Origin of the sequence: Streptomyces sp. NPDC051315, from assembly GCF_044455165.1 — a bacterium.
Taxonomy (GTDB): Bacteria; Actinomycetota; Actinomycetes; order Streptomycetales; family Streptomycetaceae; genus Streptomyces.
Window position 1 is genome coordinate 564,067 of the sequence record NZ_JBITEN010000001.1, and the last position, 14,146, is coordinate 578,212.

General features: G+C 69.4%; 6 protein-coding genes. 1 reads left to right on the plus strand and 5 read right to left on the minus strand.

Annotated elements, in window-relative coordinates:
- Positions 1-2: 2 nt before the first annotated feature.
- The 5 genes from ACIBBD_RS02685 to ACIBBD_RS02705 all read right to left on the minus strand — a co-directional run bounded on the left by ACIBBD_RS02685 (position 3) and on the right by ACIBBD_RS02705 (position 10,669).
- Positions 3-1,436, minus strand: a complete 1,434-nt coding sequence (locus tag ACIBBD_RS02685) for a family 43 glycosylhydrolase (RefSeq protein ID WP_399417441.1) — start codon at positions 1,434-1,436, stop codon at positions 3-5.
- A complete protein-coding gene (locus tag ACIBBD_RS02690; RefSeq protein ID WP_399417442.1) occupies positions 1,418-2,398 on the minus strand; it encodes an arabinan endo-1,5-alpha-L-arabinosidase in 981 nt (326 codons plus the stop codon). Before ACIBBD_RS02690 ends, ACIBBD_RS02685 begins: the two co-directional genes overlap by 19 nt.
- A 364-nt stretch (positions 2,399-2,762) precedes the next feature.
- On the minus strand, positions 2,763-3,329 hold the full coding sequence (locus ACIBBD_RS02695) for a hypothetical protein (RefSeq protein ID WP_399417443.1): 567 nt from the start codon (positions 3,327-3,329) through the stop codon (positions 2,763-2,765).
- A gap of 129 nt (positions 3,330-3,458) precedes the next feature.
- Entirely contained in the window at positions 3,459-3,734 is a 276-nt protein-coding gene (locus ACIBBD_RS02700) for a hypothetical protein (RefSeq protein WP_399417444.1), read from the minus strand.
- Positions 3,725-10,669 carry a polymorphic toxin-type HINT domain-containing protein gene (locus ACIBBD_RS02705; protein WP_399417445.1) on the minus strand — a complete coding sequence of 2,315 codons (6,945 nt, stop codon included), beginning with the start codon at positions 10,667-10,669 and terminating at the stop codon, positions 3,725-3,727. The genes ACIBBD_RS02700 and ACIBBD_RS02705 overlap by 10 nt, the downstream gene beginning before the upstream one ends.
- Positions 10,670-10,931: 262 nt before the next feature.
- Here ACIBBD_RS02705 and ACIBBD_RS02710 point away from each other — a divergent pair, with 262 nt between their 5' ends.
- The gene (locus ACIBBD_RS02710; protein WP_399417446.1) at positions 10,932-14,105 is read left to right on the plus strand and encodes an FG-GAP repeat domain-containing protein; all 3,174 of its coding nucleotides are present in this window, start codon (positions 10,932-10,934) and stop codon (positions 14,103-14,105) included.
- Positions 14,106-14,146 lie beyond the last annotated feature (41 nt).

Sequence of the window (14,146 nt, forward strand, 5' to 3'; positions counted from 1 at the left end):
CCTCAGGCCGGATTCAGCCTCCACTGCTGACAGGCGTTGTTCAGCCAGGTCCACTGACGTACGTCGGCGGAGTCGGCCGTGGAGCAGTCGGCGACGTCGGCGACCTTGCCGGTGGCCTGGTTGACGATGCGGACGTGGCCGCTGTCGGTGGCCACGAAGCGGAAGCGCTGGCAGGTGTTGTTCAGCCAGGTCCACTGGCGCAGGTCGGCGCCGTCGGCGGTGGAGCAGTCGGCGGTGTCGAGGACCTTGCCGGTGGCGACGTTCACCAGGCGGCTGGTGTCGTCCCCCTGGTCCTCGACGCGCCAGCGCTGGTTGGCGCCGCCGTTGCAGGTGTACTGCTGCACGTTGGCCCCGTCGGCCGTCGAACTCCCGGCGACCTCCAGGCAATTGCCGCTGTTGCGGTTGGTGAGGGTGTACGTCGTCGAGGCGGCGGAGGGTTCTCCCGACGGGCCGGTCTGGCTCGCGCCGAGACGGACCGGCGTGCCGAGGTTCGGGGTGCCGTCGGAGTTCCAGGTGAACTTCTGCGCCCTCGCCGTCCGCCCGTTGTCGCAGCCCTCCGAGGCCGCGTCGTTGGCGTGGTAGACGATCCAGCTCTCGGTGCCGTCGGGTGAGGTGAAGAAGCCGTTGTGGCCCGGCCCGTAGACGCCGTTTGCGTCGTTGCGCTGGAAGACCGGCGTGGACTTCTTCGTCCAGGAGGAGGCGGAGAGCGGGTCGCTGCCCGTCAGGGTGAGCTGGCCGAGTTTGTAGTCGGGGGTCCAGCAGCCGCTCGCCGAGTAGATGAGGAAGGTTCTCCCGTTGCGCTGGAGGATCTCGGGGCCCTCGTTCACCGCGCCACCCGACGTCTCCCAGGAGAGGGCGGGCGTGGAGATGGTGGAGAAACCGGTGGCGAGGGTGTACGGGTTGGACATGCGGGCCGCGACGAGGTTCTGCGTGCCGCCGCTCGCGCTGCCGAACAGGTACAGCTGCCCGTTGATGGTCGCGACCGTCGGGTCCAGCATCCAGGCGGAGTTGAGCTGGTTCCTGTAGGTGTACGGCCCCAGCGGGTCGGAGCCGGCGCTCTCCAGGACGTGCGTGCGCTGGGTCGGGTTGTAGTCGGAGACGTTCTGTCCGGCGACGTAGTACAGGTACCAGCGGCCGTTGAGGAAGTGCAGCTCGGGCGCCCAGATGTTGCAGCAGCGGCTCGCCGCGTCGCCCTGCCACACCTGCACGTTCGGCGCGGTGGCCAGGCCGGCGAGGGTGGCGGACTTACGGATGGTGATGACGTTCGTCCAGCTCGTCGTCACCAGGTAGTAGTTGCCGTTGTGGTACGAGATCCAGGGGTCGGCGCCCTTCTGCGCCTTGACCGGGTTGGCGAAGGAGGCGGCGCTCGCGGAGGACTGTCCGAGGGACAGCGCCAGCAGCAGCGCGGCCAGCAGGGTCAGTAGGCGACGGGCCATCCGCTGCTCCAGTTCAGGAGGTTGATGCCGAGTTTGGGGGTGCCGTTGTCGTTGCCGTCGTAGTAGTGGTAGACGATCAGGTCACCGTCGGTGTCCTTCATGATCGACTGCCCGCCGGGGCCGATGTACCGCCCGTGCGACTCCAGTACCGGGGTCCCGCCGTTGTTCATGAGCGCGACGCCGTTCTTGTCGTAGTACGGCCCGGTGACGCTGGTGGCGCGGCCGACCTTCACCTTGTAGGTGGAGCTGGTGCCGGCGCAGCAGGTGTCGTAGGAGGCGAAGAGGTAGTAGTAGCCGCCCCGCTTGACGACGAAGGGCGCCTCGACGGCCTTGGTCCCGGTGGGCCGGGAGGCGAGGGAGTACCGGGTGGTGTTGGTGGAGAGCTGCTTCCCGGTGGAGGGGTTGATCTGGATCATCTTCAGGCCGGTCCACCAGCTGCCGAACGACAGCCACCACCTGCCGTCGTCGTCGACGAAGAGGTTGGGGTCGATGGCGTTGTAGTCGCTGGAGGTGGTGGAGGAGTAGACGACTCCGTAGTCGGTCCAGGAGCCGGGCAGGCCGGTCGTCGAGCCGGCCAGTCCGATGGCCGACCTGTTGGACCCGAAGGTGGAGACGGAGTAGTACATCAGGTACTTGCCGCCCTGGTACGAGATGTCCGGCGCCCAGGCCTCGGTGTTGCCGTACGACGACCACCAGCTCGGCCTCGTCGAGAAGGCGTCGCCGCCCGCGCCGAACGCGATCCGGTCGGTGGAGGTGCGGTAGGACAGGCCGCCTCCGGTGGCGTAGAGGAGGTAGCGCCCGGCGGAGGTGCGGATCATCGTCGGGTCGTGGACGACGGTGGATCCGGTGACCGTGCCGGGGTTGGGGTAGGCGGAGGCGGTGGTGGGGGTGAGGGCGAGTAACACCGCGGCCGGAAGGGCCAGGAGGGTGGTCCTGCGGGATGTACGGGAAGTGCGGCTCATGCGGACGCTCCTTCAGTGGGGTGCGCCGTTCGTGATATCGAACAGCAGTCGCGTCGTCGGACGGGACCGTAGAGTCGAACCCCTCGCGCGTCAATGGTCCGCGCGGTCACTCGAAAGTCTTCGAGAGCGGAGCAGGCGGGCTCGGAGGACTTGGAGGCAGCCTCCCGGACGGCCGTCCTCGCGAGCCGGCCGGTGGCCGAGGCGCTCGCCCTGTCCTTGCGGCCGGAGGAGTCCGCGGCCGCGCGGAGGCTGCTGGGGCGGTGGAGGGGACACGTCCGTTCCCCGGGCTGTGAACGGTGGGCGGACGGCGAAGCCCCCGGCCGACTGGCTGTCGGCCGGGGGCTTCGCCGCTTCTTCCGTCAGGTCACTCCCCGGAGACGGGGTGGCTGTCGAGCCAGAGGCGAGCGGCCGCCTTCTCCCGCGGGCCGCACAGGCCGGACTCCGACTCCGCCACTCCCGCCGCGAACTTCCGCAGGACATGGGACCGGTGGGGTTCCTTCACCACGACCGTGTCGATCGAGGACTGACCGGTGGTCGCGCCCAGCAGGACGTTCCCGTCCAGCGAGAGCATGCGGAACTCGGGACGGCAGGGGGCGCTGCCCAGCGGGCCGGCCGCGCCCTCTCCCATGACGTCCCAGTCGGGCCTCAGCTCCACGCAGACCCAGGACGAGCCGGTGGCGAGGAAGAACCGGGGGTCCTCCGCCCGGAAGAGCCCCTCCTCGACCGCCAGCCGGTACCAGTCGGCGTTCGCCTTTCGGTGCAGCTCGGGGTCGTCGACGTCCGCCGAGGCGCCACCGCTGATGTCCCAGGGCATGACGCCGGCCAGCTGGCCGGTCACCACGGGAGGGATGAACCCTTCCGGGTCACCGCAGTCGTCCCGGACCACGAGCCCGGCCTTCGCCAGGGCCAGCCTCATTCCGTCGGTCGCCACTTCGCACTCTCCTCGGATCTCCACGCCGGGAACCCTCACGAACGGCAGCTCCCCCGGGAGGTGTCTCCCGGGGGAGCTGCCGTCTCACTCAGCCCGCGGTGGTCCGGCGGAGCCCCGCGTCACGTCCTGTCACCAGGGCGGACACGGCACCCCACTCGCCTTCCTCGGGTCCAGGAACTCCTCCCTGAACACGTCCAGGGAAGCCCTGAGCAGAGGAATGTCGATCTCCGGACGGATGTAGCTCAGCCGGGCCGAACTGTCGTCCATACGGAATTCCAGCAGGAGGTCGCCCCGCTTCCCGTCGATCATCTCGACGACTTCCATCGACTCGTAGTCGTTGTAGTCGCTCAGGATGATCAGGGCCATGAACTCACGCCCTTGGACGGAGAACGATCTCATAGCCATCCCTCGAACTGGACTCGACCGCCGCGCATGCTCCATCGGGCACCACGTTTGGTCACATCATCCATGATCTCGAGCACCTCGTTACCGTAGTGCGCGGTCGACGGACTGATCGTTCGCCTCGCGTTCGGGTTGCCCAGGAGTTCACCCAGGAGATCCCTACCGCCGTCGTTCAGGGCCCGCCGGTCGGTCAGACGGTTGGCTCCCCGGAGGAACGGCGCGTACTTGGCGATGTGATCAGGAGTGCGCTTGACCGGGTCGGTGTGCTTCTGCAGGGACCTTCCCGCCTCGGTCAGGTGGTAGTCGTACTGCCACGGTTTGCCGCCCTTGGGCGGGATGGGCCGCAGCGCCGCGGCGGCCAGGTCCAGGTCCGTCGCGTCGGCGAGGCCGCAGTTGTGGGCGAGGACCGGCGTCGACCCGGCCAGCACGTAGTACGTGTGGACGTCCGTGACGGTCAGGTTGTGGACCGTCGCCTTCTTCGCCGTCCACGCCTGGACCGCGCCGACCTGGACCCACGTGCCCGAGGACGTCTGGAGCCACTGGCCCGGCTTCAGTTCACCGACGTCGATCCACTTCTTCAGGGACGGAACCCAGAAGGGGTGGCCGGCGGTGGCGGTGAACGTCATGTTCCGCGTCGGCTTGGCGGAACCGTCATGGACCGACAGCGTCACCTTCACCAGTCGTTTGGTGCCCTTGCCGATGATCGTCGCCGTGGCCGTCTGGACGGAGGTCTTCCCCGTCCTCGGGTCGGTGGCGACGACCTTGTCGCCGACCTTGACCTTCTCAATCGGCTTGGTCGAGCCGTCGGCCATCAGCACCCGGGTCCCGGGCTTGAAGCTGTTGGACTCGCAGGCTGCTCCCTGGACCTCTTCCTTGACGGTCTCCCTGACCTCCTTCGCGACCTTCTTCACCGCCCGCTTCACCTGCGACGGCTTCGGTCGCGGCTTCGGCTGGGAACGGGGCTTGGCGCGCGGCTTCGGACGGGCCGCCGCCTTGCGGGCCGCTGCACGGCGTGCCGCCGCCTTCTTGGCCGCCGCGCGGGCCGCACGGGCCCTCGCCTGGGCTGCCGCCCTCCTGGCCGCCGCTCGCTTCGCCGCCGCACGGGCCGCTGCCCGCTTGGCCGCCGCACGCTTGGCCGCCGCGGCCTTGCGGGCCGCCTCACGGCGGGCCTTGGCCGCAGCGCGCTTCGCGGCCTCGATCGCCCGCTTGCGGGCCAGGGCCGCTGCCCGGCGGGCCGCCGCCTGGGCCGCCTTGCGGGCCGCGATGATCGCCGCACGGCGGGCCGCCGCGCGGATCGCCGCCTGAATGGCGATACGAGCCGCGATGCCGACCAGAATCGGGAAGAACGCCCCGGACGGGTCGGAGAAGGTGGCCGGCGCGTTGTTGCTGTAGGCGTACGGGTTGATCGTGGCCGGGTTGGCGTAGTCGACCATGGGGTCGACCTGGATGAACCGGCCCGTGACCGGGTCGTAGTCACGGGCGCCCAGTCGGGTCAGGCCCGTGTCCTGGTCGACCGTGCCGCCGACAAATCCGCGCTGTCCGGGCCAGGCGGTGGGCTGCTGCCCGCGCGCCTCGCCGAACGGCATCGCCTTGCGCCGTGTGACGCCCATCGCCGGGTCGACCATGTCCACGACCGTGTGGGACGTGCCATGGTGGTCGGCCAGGATCATCTGCCGGACACCGCCGGTCGCACGGACCGTCGTCGAGCCGTCCGGGTTCCCGTAGAAACGTTCCGCCTTGGCGGTGGTGTTGGCCGCGTTGACGGTCAGCTCGGCGTCGGCGAGGTAGAGGGTGCGGCTGCCGTCCGCGGCAGTACGCACGAGGCGTTCGCCGTCCGCGCCGTAGAGGTACGACGTGGTCTTCGTGCCGCCGCCCTCGACCGGCTGGGTCACCTTGCGCAGCTGACCCTCGACGTCGTATTCGAGCGTCTGGTTGGTGCCGCCGTGCTGGCGTCCGGTGGTGTTGCCGGCCTTGTCGTAGGAGAAGGTGTTGAGACGTTCGCCCTGCGGGCCGACCGACTTGACCTCGGCCAGCGCGTTCGGGCCGCCCACGCCCTCCTTTCCGTACAGATACGTGCGAGTGACGTCCTTCGTGGTGTCGCCCGTCGGGTCGTGCTCGACGAGCTTCTTGCGGTTGCCCGCGTCGTCGTACTCGAACGACTGCCAGTACGCGTCCGGGCCGCCGACCGTGTCCTTGGACGGTGCCGCGGTGCAGTCCTCCGCCGTCTTCGACGTCCAGGCCGAGGTCATCTGCCTGAGCTGGTCGTAGACGAAGCACTGCGTGTCGGTCTTGCCCGCGTCGGGCGCCGCGCTGCCGGGCACGTCGGTGATCTTGGTGACGTTGCCGGCCTCGTCGTACCCGTACCGCGTCTCGCTGATGCGGCCCGGGTTGACCGAGCGGTCGAAGGTCGCCGTCTGCAGGCGACGGGTGAACTCGTCGTAGACGTACGAGCCGTACACCTTCTTGCCGGCGGGACCGGCGTCCGTGCGCAGGATCTCGCCGAACGCCGAGTACTCGACGTCCGCGAGGTACGTGGACGCGCCACCCATGAAGATCGGCAGGTCGTCGGAGTTGTAGCGGAAGACGACCTTCTCGGTCACCAGACCGCCCAGACCCGGCACCTCGACCCAGGCCAGCTTGCCGGTAGGGGTGTACTCGTACTTGTACTCGTACGTGCCGCCCAGGCCCGTCTCCTCGGCGGGGATCACCGTCTTCGTCGACTTCACCCGATAGGCGTTGTCGTACTCGGTGACCTCCTCCCGGTACTCGAGGCCGTTCTCGTAGCGGATCGCGGCCGTGGGCAGGCCCTTGCCGAGGGTGTCGTACGTCCACTCCACACGCTTGGGGCCGGTGGCGCTGCCCTCGCGCAGGGAGGTGGGGCGGCCGCCCGCGTCGTAGGTGGTGAACAGGGACCGCTTGAGCGGGTCGATCGTCTCGATCACGTTGTCCGCGTCGTCGTACCGCGTCTCGGTACGGCCGCCGTCGGGATCCGTGACCGCGGTCTGGCGACCACGCTTGTCGTACTCGAAGGTCGTGACGGCGCCGCCGGGAGCGGTCACCTTCCACAGGTTGTCGAGGTCGTCGTACTCGTAGACGGTGTCCCGCCACTTCGTACGCTCCTCGTTGGTGTACTCGCGCAGCCGCGACATGCGGCCTTCGGCGTCCTCGAAGACGGCCGTGACGGTGTCGCCCTTGGGCGGGATCGTCGTGGAGACGTCCCCGTCGCGGACGGTCGTCGTGCGCAGCTTCTCGACGCCGCGGTAGTACGTGATCTCGGCGGTGGGCTGGCCCATGCCGTCGAAGGTGATGCGGTGCTGGGACGGGACGTCCTGGTCGCCGACCGGGAGGAGCTCGGGCTCCGGCTCTTCGGTGTTGTAGTAGCCCTCGTTCTCCTTCCACTGCCGGCCGGCGCTGTCGTAGAAGGTGTCGTTGACGATCCGGCCCGCGCCGACCGCCTCGTCCTGCGTCTGCCGCTCGCGCAGCAGGCCGTCGAGGATCTCGTACGACACGGCGTACTGGCCGTTGTCCTTCAGCGTGCGGCTGGTGACGATCGTCGGGCCGTCGCGTCGGATGGTGTAGTCGTACGTGGCGGTCGGGGTCTGGGTCTCCGGGTCGCGGTCGATCTCCCAGACCTTCAGGAGACGGCCCAGCGGGTCGTACTCCATCGTGGCCTTCTTGCCGTTGGCGTCCTCCTCGGTCAGCGGCATGCCGCGGACGTCGTCGAACACCGTGGTCTCGGTGTGGCCGAGCGGATCGTGCGAGACCTGCTTGGTCGGCCGCGCGACGGTGGCCGGCACGTACTCCATCCACGTCTTGCGGTTGTCCGCGTCATAGGTCGCGGTCTCGCGGCCGTGGATGTCGTACTCGGTGCGGTCGATGGTGACGTAACCGTCGCCCGTGCCGTTCAGCTCCTGGACCTCGGTGGGCAGACCCTTGGTGGGGGCCGCGCCGAAGGCCAGGTTGTCGTACAGCGTGCGGGTGTCCTCGACGACCTCGCCGCCGGTGGTGCCGCAGGCGCCGAGCGTCGTCCTCTCGCGGGACTCCAGCTCGATCAGGTGCGCCGTGGTGTTGCGGGCGTAACTGATCGTGGAGCAGCGGAGCTTGCCGCCGGGCGTCCTCTCCTCGACCTGGTACGGCAGGCCGTAGCTGTCGTACTTGGTGGTCTCGGTGGAGGTCCGCCAGGTGTCGCCCTTGACGCGCTCGCGGGTGCGGACGGTCTCCGGGCGGGTCATCCACGCCTCGAGCGGGGTGGTTCCGGTACGCGTGCGCGTGGCCGTCCTCACCGCCCAGGGGGTGGTGACGGTCGCCGAGTCGATGGCTCCGCCGTCGGACTCGTAGCTGATCTGCTCCAGCAGCTGACCCTGGTACTGGGGCAGGTCCTGGTGGTCCGTGCCGTCACTGGTGGTGACGGTCGAGGTACGGGTGCCGGAGGGCAGCTTGTCGCCGTGCAGGCCGCGGAAGTAGCGGTGCTCGGTGAGCTGCTTGACGTCGTCGCCGGCGCCCTGGCGGGTGCGGACGCGCTCGTAGCCGCGGAACTGCGACCACGTGCGGTGCTTGTTCTCGGTGAACTCGCTGTCGTCGTAGGCCCACGCGGCGCCGCCGAGGAACTCGTACGAGGTGACCTTGGCGGGGCTGTCGGTGACCAGGTCCTCTTCGCGGACCTGGGTGACGACGTACTTGTGGAACCAGTCCTTCACCGGGTTGAGGGCGCCCTTGGGCGTCCAGTACTGCGGGAAGCAGCGCATGGTGTTGGACTCGGGGGACGCCGGCATCCGCTTCGGCTCCAGGGCCTGGCAGTCCTTGGCCGAGTAGGTGATGCCGATCCGGCCGCCGGTCTCGGTGTCGATGGCGTGGACACGCAGACGGGAGAAGGGCGGCAGGCCCTCCACCTTGTCGACGCGGTTGTCCATCTGGAGGCCGGAGAAGGTGACCTTCGGCATCGCCGCGGTGCCGCCCGCGCCATGGCCGGTGCGGGCGATCGACACCAGCCACAGGGCCGGCGAGGTGCCGTCACCGGTGGGCGGGTAGGACTGCTCCAGCGTCCAGGAGTCGACCGGCTTCAGGGCGCTGCCGGAGAGCACACTGGTGCTGATCTTCGTCAGGCGCTTGGTCGACCAGAACGTCGGGGAGTACTTGTCGGTGCACTTGGCACCGGAGGCGCACTCCTGGTCCAGCGGGGTGTCCGGCCAGAACTTGGCGTTGGCGGTGGTCCGCTTGGACTCGGCGCAGTCGAACGTCGAGCTCGGGATGCAGCGCTCGGCGGTGGTGAAGCCGACGCGGCCGGCCGGCAGGACACCGAACAGCTTGTCGTGGCGCAGGCCGTAGTCGATGCGCGCGAGCTGCGCGTTGCGGACGTACGCGGCCTGCTGGTCGGCCTTCATGTTCTGGCCGTAGTAATTGGTGTACTTGGTCCACCACAGGGTCATGGCGTCACCCAGCGGGTCGACCACGTAGTCCAGGTTCCAGCGGTAGGCCTGGGCGCAGTCGGAGTCCATGAACGCCGTGGCGTGGCAGGGCTCCTCGGGGTGGTTGCCGAACACCGGCACCGTGAGGGCCGAGTTGGTGACCGTGCCGTCCGGGGCACCGGGCAGCTTGTTCAGGCCGAAGTGGTACTGGGTGCCGTCGGTGGTGGTCAGGACCCAGTGCTCGCCGTCCTTGGTGCCGTTGGCGGCGCCGGTCTTGCGCTGCAGGCGCGAGCCGTCGTCGTCGGCGGGACGCCACTCGTCGGTGCCGTCCTTCTTGACGAGTTCGGTGGTGTTGCCGCCCAGCGACATCACGACGTGGTCGGAACCCCAGCACAGGTCACCGCTGTCGCCGGTGTTGTTGGGCTTGAGCTCCTCGCCCTTGGCGTTCTTGATGGCCGCCTTGTCGTCCGAGCAGGAACGGTACTTCCGCTCGATGAAGCCCGGCTCGTAGTCCCAGCCCTCGGCGATCCAGGAGGACTGCGCGTTGGTGGACGCGGTGCGGCCGTCCACGGCCTGCGAGGAGTAGGACAGTTCGACCTCGGGCTGCGGACCGCCGGGCACCTCGGGCGCCTCGATCGGGTAGGTCCACGAGAAGCCGCCGGAGGACGAGCCGGCCATCCAGGAGCCGGAGGGCGACAGCGAGGTCGCCTCGTGGCTGCCGCCCGGCCCGGAGGCCTCGGCGGCCGCGGCGAAGACGGTGGGCGCGGCGGACAGGTCCGCGGTGCCGGTGACCGTCTTCGCGGCCGGGTCGTTGGCGCCCGGCAGGGCGGTACGGGTACGGCAGCGGTCCAGCTCGGGCGTGGTCAGCGCACAGGCCGGAAGCGTGTAGAGCCGGAGCCGGGAGCCCCAGTCACCGCCGTAGGTGTCCTTGATCGACGCGTAGTCCAACTCCAGTTCGACGGAGCCGGAGGCGGCGGGTGCCAGGCCGTTGCCGGCGGGTGCCGCGGTGAACAGGACACCCTGCACGCCCGCCTTGCGGGCGGCGGCCGCGTCCTTCACCTGGACCTGGACGGCGGAGCCGGCGGCCGCGGTGGCCCGCTTCGGGGTCAGGCCGCGGGTGCGCAGGCTCTTCTTGGCGGCGGCTGCCGCGGTGGTGGTCTGACGGGCCTTCACCATGCCGGTCTGCACGGTGGTCCCGCCCTGGATCCCCGGGGAAGCCGGGGTGGCGCCGGTGGTCAACGGCGCCCGCTCGGGCAGCTTGTCGCGACTGTCGGTCACCAGCGTCGTGAACGTGCCCGTCGAGATCCGGCCGGCCGCGGGCTTGAACGTGCCCTTGGCATCGTCGCGGGTCTTGGGGCGCTTCTTCTCGAAGTCCCCTCCAGGAACGGACGGGTCGCGTTTCACGTCGGAGATCCGGGTGCTCCCATCGGCGGCGCTCGCGTCGTCGGGTATCAGCCCGACGAACAGAACAAGCCCGACGAAGAGGGAAACGGATCTGTGCCAGTGGCCGAAATAGCGCAGCTGTCTTATCAATTGGTCCACTAAAGGACCTCCCCCTCACTCACTCTGTGTGATCACTCTGTGTGATCGAGTGTTGAACGGTCAGACAGTAAGCGTTGTCGATCAGACTGACAAGCAAAGCCAAGGCAATGCGACTATCCCCACTTTGACTATCTGTTAGTAAGGAAATGTCCCTGTCGGCATGTACTGTTCGGCCTCGCGGCCCACGTGAAAGGGCTCGCAGCGAGCCCCCGTGAGGGGCTCGGCACGGCAACGACTCCGGGGGGATTCGCCCATGCCAGAAACATCCCGAAGACAGCGCCCGACCAGGCGCTCGGCGCGGGCCGCACTCGTCGCGGTGCTCGCCGGCGGGACGCTCGGGCTGACACCGCTTTCACCGCTCACGGCCGTCGCGGCCGACACCGACTCGACCACGGTGGCCGCGAACGCCGAGGAGCGCGCACTCCGGGAGGCCGCCGAGAGCGGCAAGCCGGTGGAGGTGGCGTCCGCCCGCACCGAGACCAGCGAGACGCACGCCCTGCCCAACGGCAACCTGCGCACCACCCAGCACACCCTGCCCGTCCGCGTGAAGCGCGAGGGCACCTGGACCCCGGTGGACACCACGCTCACCGAGGCGGCCGGCCGGATCGTGCCCAAGGCGGCACCCGGCCGCGTGACGTTCTCCGCCGGCGGCGACACCCGTCTGGTGAGCCTCGCCGACCAGGGCGGCGAACTGGCCCTGACCTGGCCGAAGGCCCTGCCCGAGCCCGTCCTCGAAGGCTCCACCGCGACCTACCGGGAGGTCTTCCCCGGGGTGGACCTGGCCGTGAAGGCCAGTGTGGACGGTTTCAGCCAGGCGCTGATCGTGAAGACACCCGAGGCGGCCGACCGTCCGGAGCTGGCGGAGGTCGGCTTCGGACTGCGGACCACGGGTCTGGAGGTGCAGAAGGACACCGAGAACGGCACGCTCCGCGCCGTGAACGCGGCGGGCCAGACGGTCTTCGCGTCCTCCACGGCCCGCATGTGGGACTCGTCGGGGACGTCGGAGGAGGAGGCCGGGACGGCACCGCAGGCCGTCACCAGGACGTCGACCGCTTCCGCGAAGACGCCGTCGGCCGCCGTCAGCACGGTCCGGACCGCCGGTGAGGCCACGGCCGCCGCCGACACCGAGCCCTCCCCTCTCACTCCCGGCACCAGGAGCAGCGAGGTGGGCGTCGAGGTCACCGATGACACGATCCTGCTGACGCCCGACCAGGAGCTTCTGCACTCCCCGGACACCGAGTTCCCGGTCTACATCGACCCGCGGATGACCGGTACCCGCGAAGCCTGGACGATCGCCTACAAGCCGCATCCGACCAGCAGTTACTGGAACGGCACCGGCTGGGACGGCGGCACGACGAGCGAGGCGCGCGTCGGCTACGAGAACTCCACGGGCGGCACGGCCCGTTCCTTCTTCCGCGTGGGCTCCAAGTTCCTCGCGGGCGTGAAGGTGATCGACGCGCAGTTCCAGATCACCGAGACCCACTCGTGGTCCTGCACGCCCAAGCCGGTGGAGCTGTGGCTGACCGGTTCCATCAGCTCGGCGACCACGTGGAACAAGCAGCCCTCCTGGTCGACCCGCCAGGACATCAAGAACTACGCCCACGGCAACGAGGACTTCGGCTGCGCGAACGCGGCCGTCGACTTCACGGCCACGGACGCGGCGGTCAAGGCGGCGGCGAGCAAGTGGTCGAACATCACCTTCGGTCTGCGGGCCCCGCAGAGCGCGGAGGACAACAAGGACGAGTACAGCTGGAAGAAGTTCAAGCCGGACGCCAAGCTGATCGTCGAGTTCAACCGTCCGCCCAAGGCGCCGTGGGCGCTGGACACCGTCCCCAGCACCAAGGTCGGCACCACCGAGTGCGGAAACGGTTCGTCGTACGTCACGCTCGGCAACACCGACGTGACGCTGACCGCGCAGGTGTGGGACCCGGACGGCGGTGACGTCTACGTCCAGTTCCATCTGTGGGCGACCGGCAAGCACGACGTCTCGCCCGGGGTCTTCTTCGACAAACGGGCGAAGGTCACCGTCAAGTCGACCGACCCCAAGGGGGCGCGGGCGAGGGTCACCGTGCCCAAGGACCTGCTGGCGAAGTACGTCACCGCCAGCAACGGGCAGTTCTCCTGGAAGGCGCAGGCCGAGGACGTCGCCAACGGTCTCGCCTCCGACTGGACGCCGACGCAGGGCGCGGCGGGTTGCCGCTTCGGCTTCGACCCGAAGGCGCCGACCGTGATGCCGACCGTCGCCTCCAAGGACGGTCTGTACCCCGAGACGACGGCCGACATGGAGCCCGTCGAGGGCGCGCTGGCCCGCACCAAGAGCGTGTTCCAGTTCGGCGCCAACGGCGAGACGGGCGCGACCGAGTACCTGTACGGCCTGGACCGCACCCCGCCGAGCAGCTCGGCCAAGCCCACGGCCAAGGGCGGTACGGCCACGGCCGAGATCACCCCGCTCACCCCCGGACCGCACACGCTGTACGTGCGGATCGTGGACGGGGGCGGCAACCCCGGCCCGATCTACCCGTACCGCTTCTACGTCAAGAGCCCGGGTGTGACGGACAAGCCCGGTGATGTCAACGGCGACGGCATGCCGGACTTCTTCGCGATCGACGGCTCCAGCAACCTGCGTCTGTACGGCGGTACGGGCGCCGGCAAGGTCGCGACGATGATCCCGCTGTCCTCCGGCGGCGGCTGGAGCGGCTCCCTGCTGACCCACCGCGGCGACTGGACCGACGACTTCTACGAGGACCTGGTGGCCCGCCGTCCTGACGGCAAGCTGTGGCTGTACCCGAACGACGGCCAGGGCGAGTTCACCGAGGACACCAAGCAGGAGGTGTACTTCTTCCCGGACCCGGAGACGGAGGTGGCGATCGACCCGGCGACGATCAAGCAGATCGTCTCGGTCGGCGACATCACCCCGGACAGCGAGTCGTCCAACCCCGACTTCGTCGCGGTCATCGGCGACCAGCTGTGGTTCCTGCCGGGCTACGCCTACGGCACGGTCGACTCGGGCTACCTCATCGGCAACGCGGGCTGGGGCAAGATGCAGCTCGGCTCGCCCGGTGACGTGGACGGCGACGGCTTCACCGACCTGATCGCCCGCCACACCGACACCGGCGAGGTGTTCCTGTACCACGGCCGCAGCCGCGGTGACACGGACGAGGACGGCATCCCCGACGGCGGGACCGACCCGGCCTCGCTGGGCATTCCGGCCAACCGCACGGTGTACGCGACCGGGTGGACGACGGCGGCCCGTCCGCTGATCACCGCCTCCGGTGACACCGACGGCGACGGCGTCTCGGACCTGTGGACGACGACGCCGAACACCTCGGCGGGCCTGGAGTTCGTCCCCGGCCGCAGGACCGGGATGGTGGGTACGCCGGTGGTCGTCGGCGGCCCCGGCTGGCAGGCGATCAAGCTGATCTCCTGACGTGAGCCGGGAGAAGCGGCCGGTCGCCCACCCGCGACCGG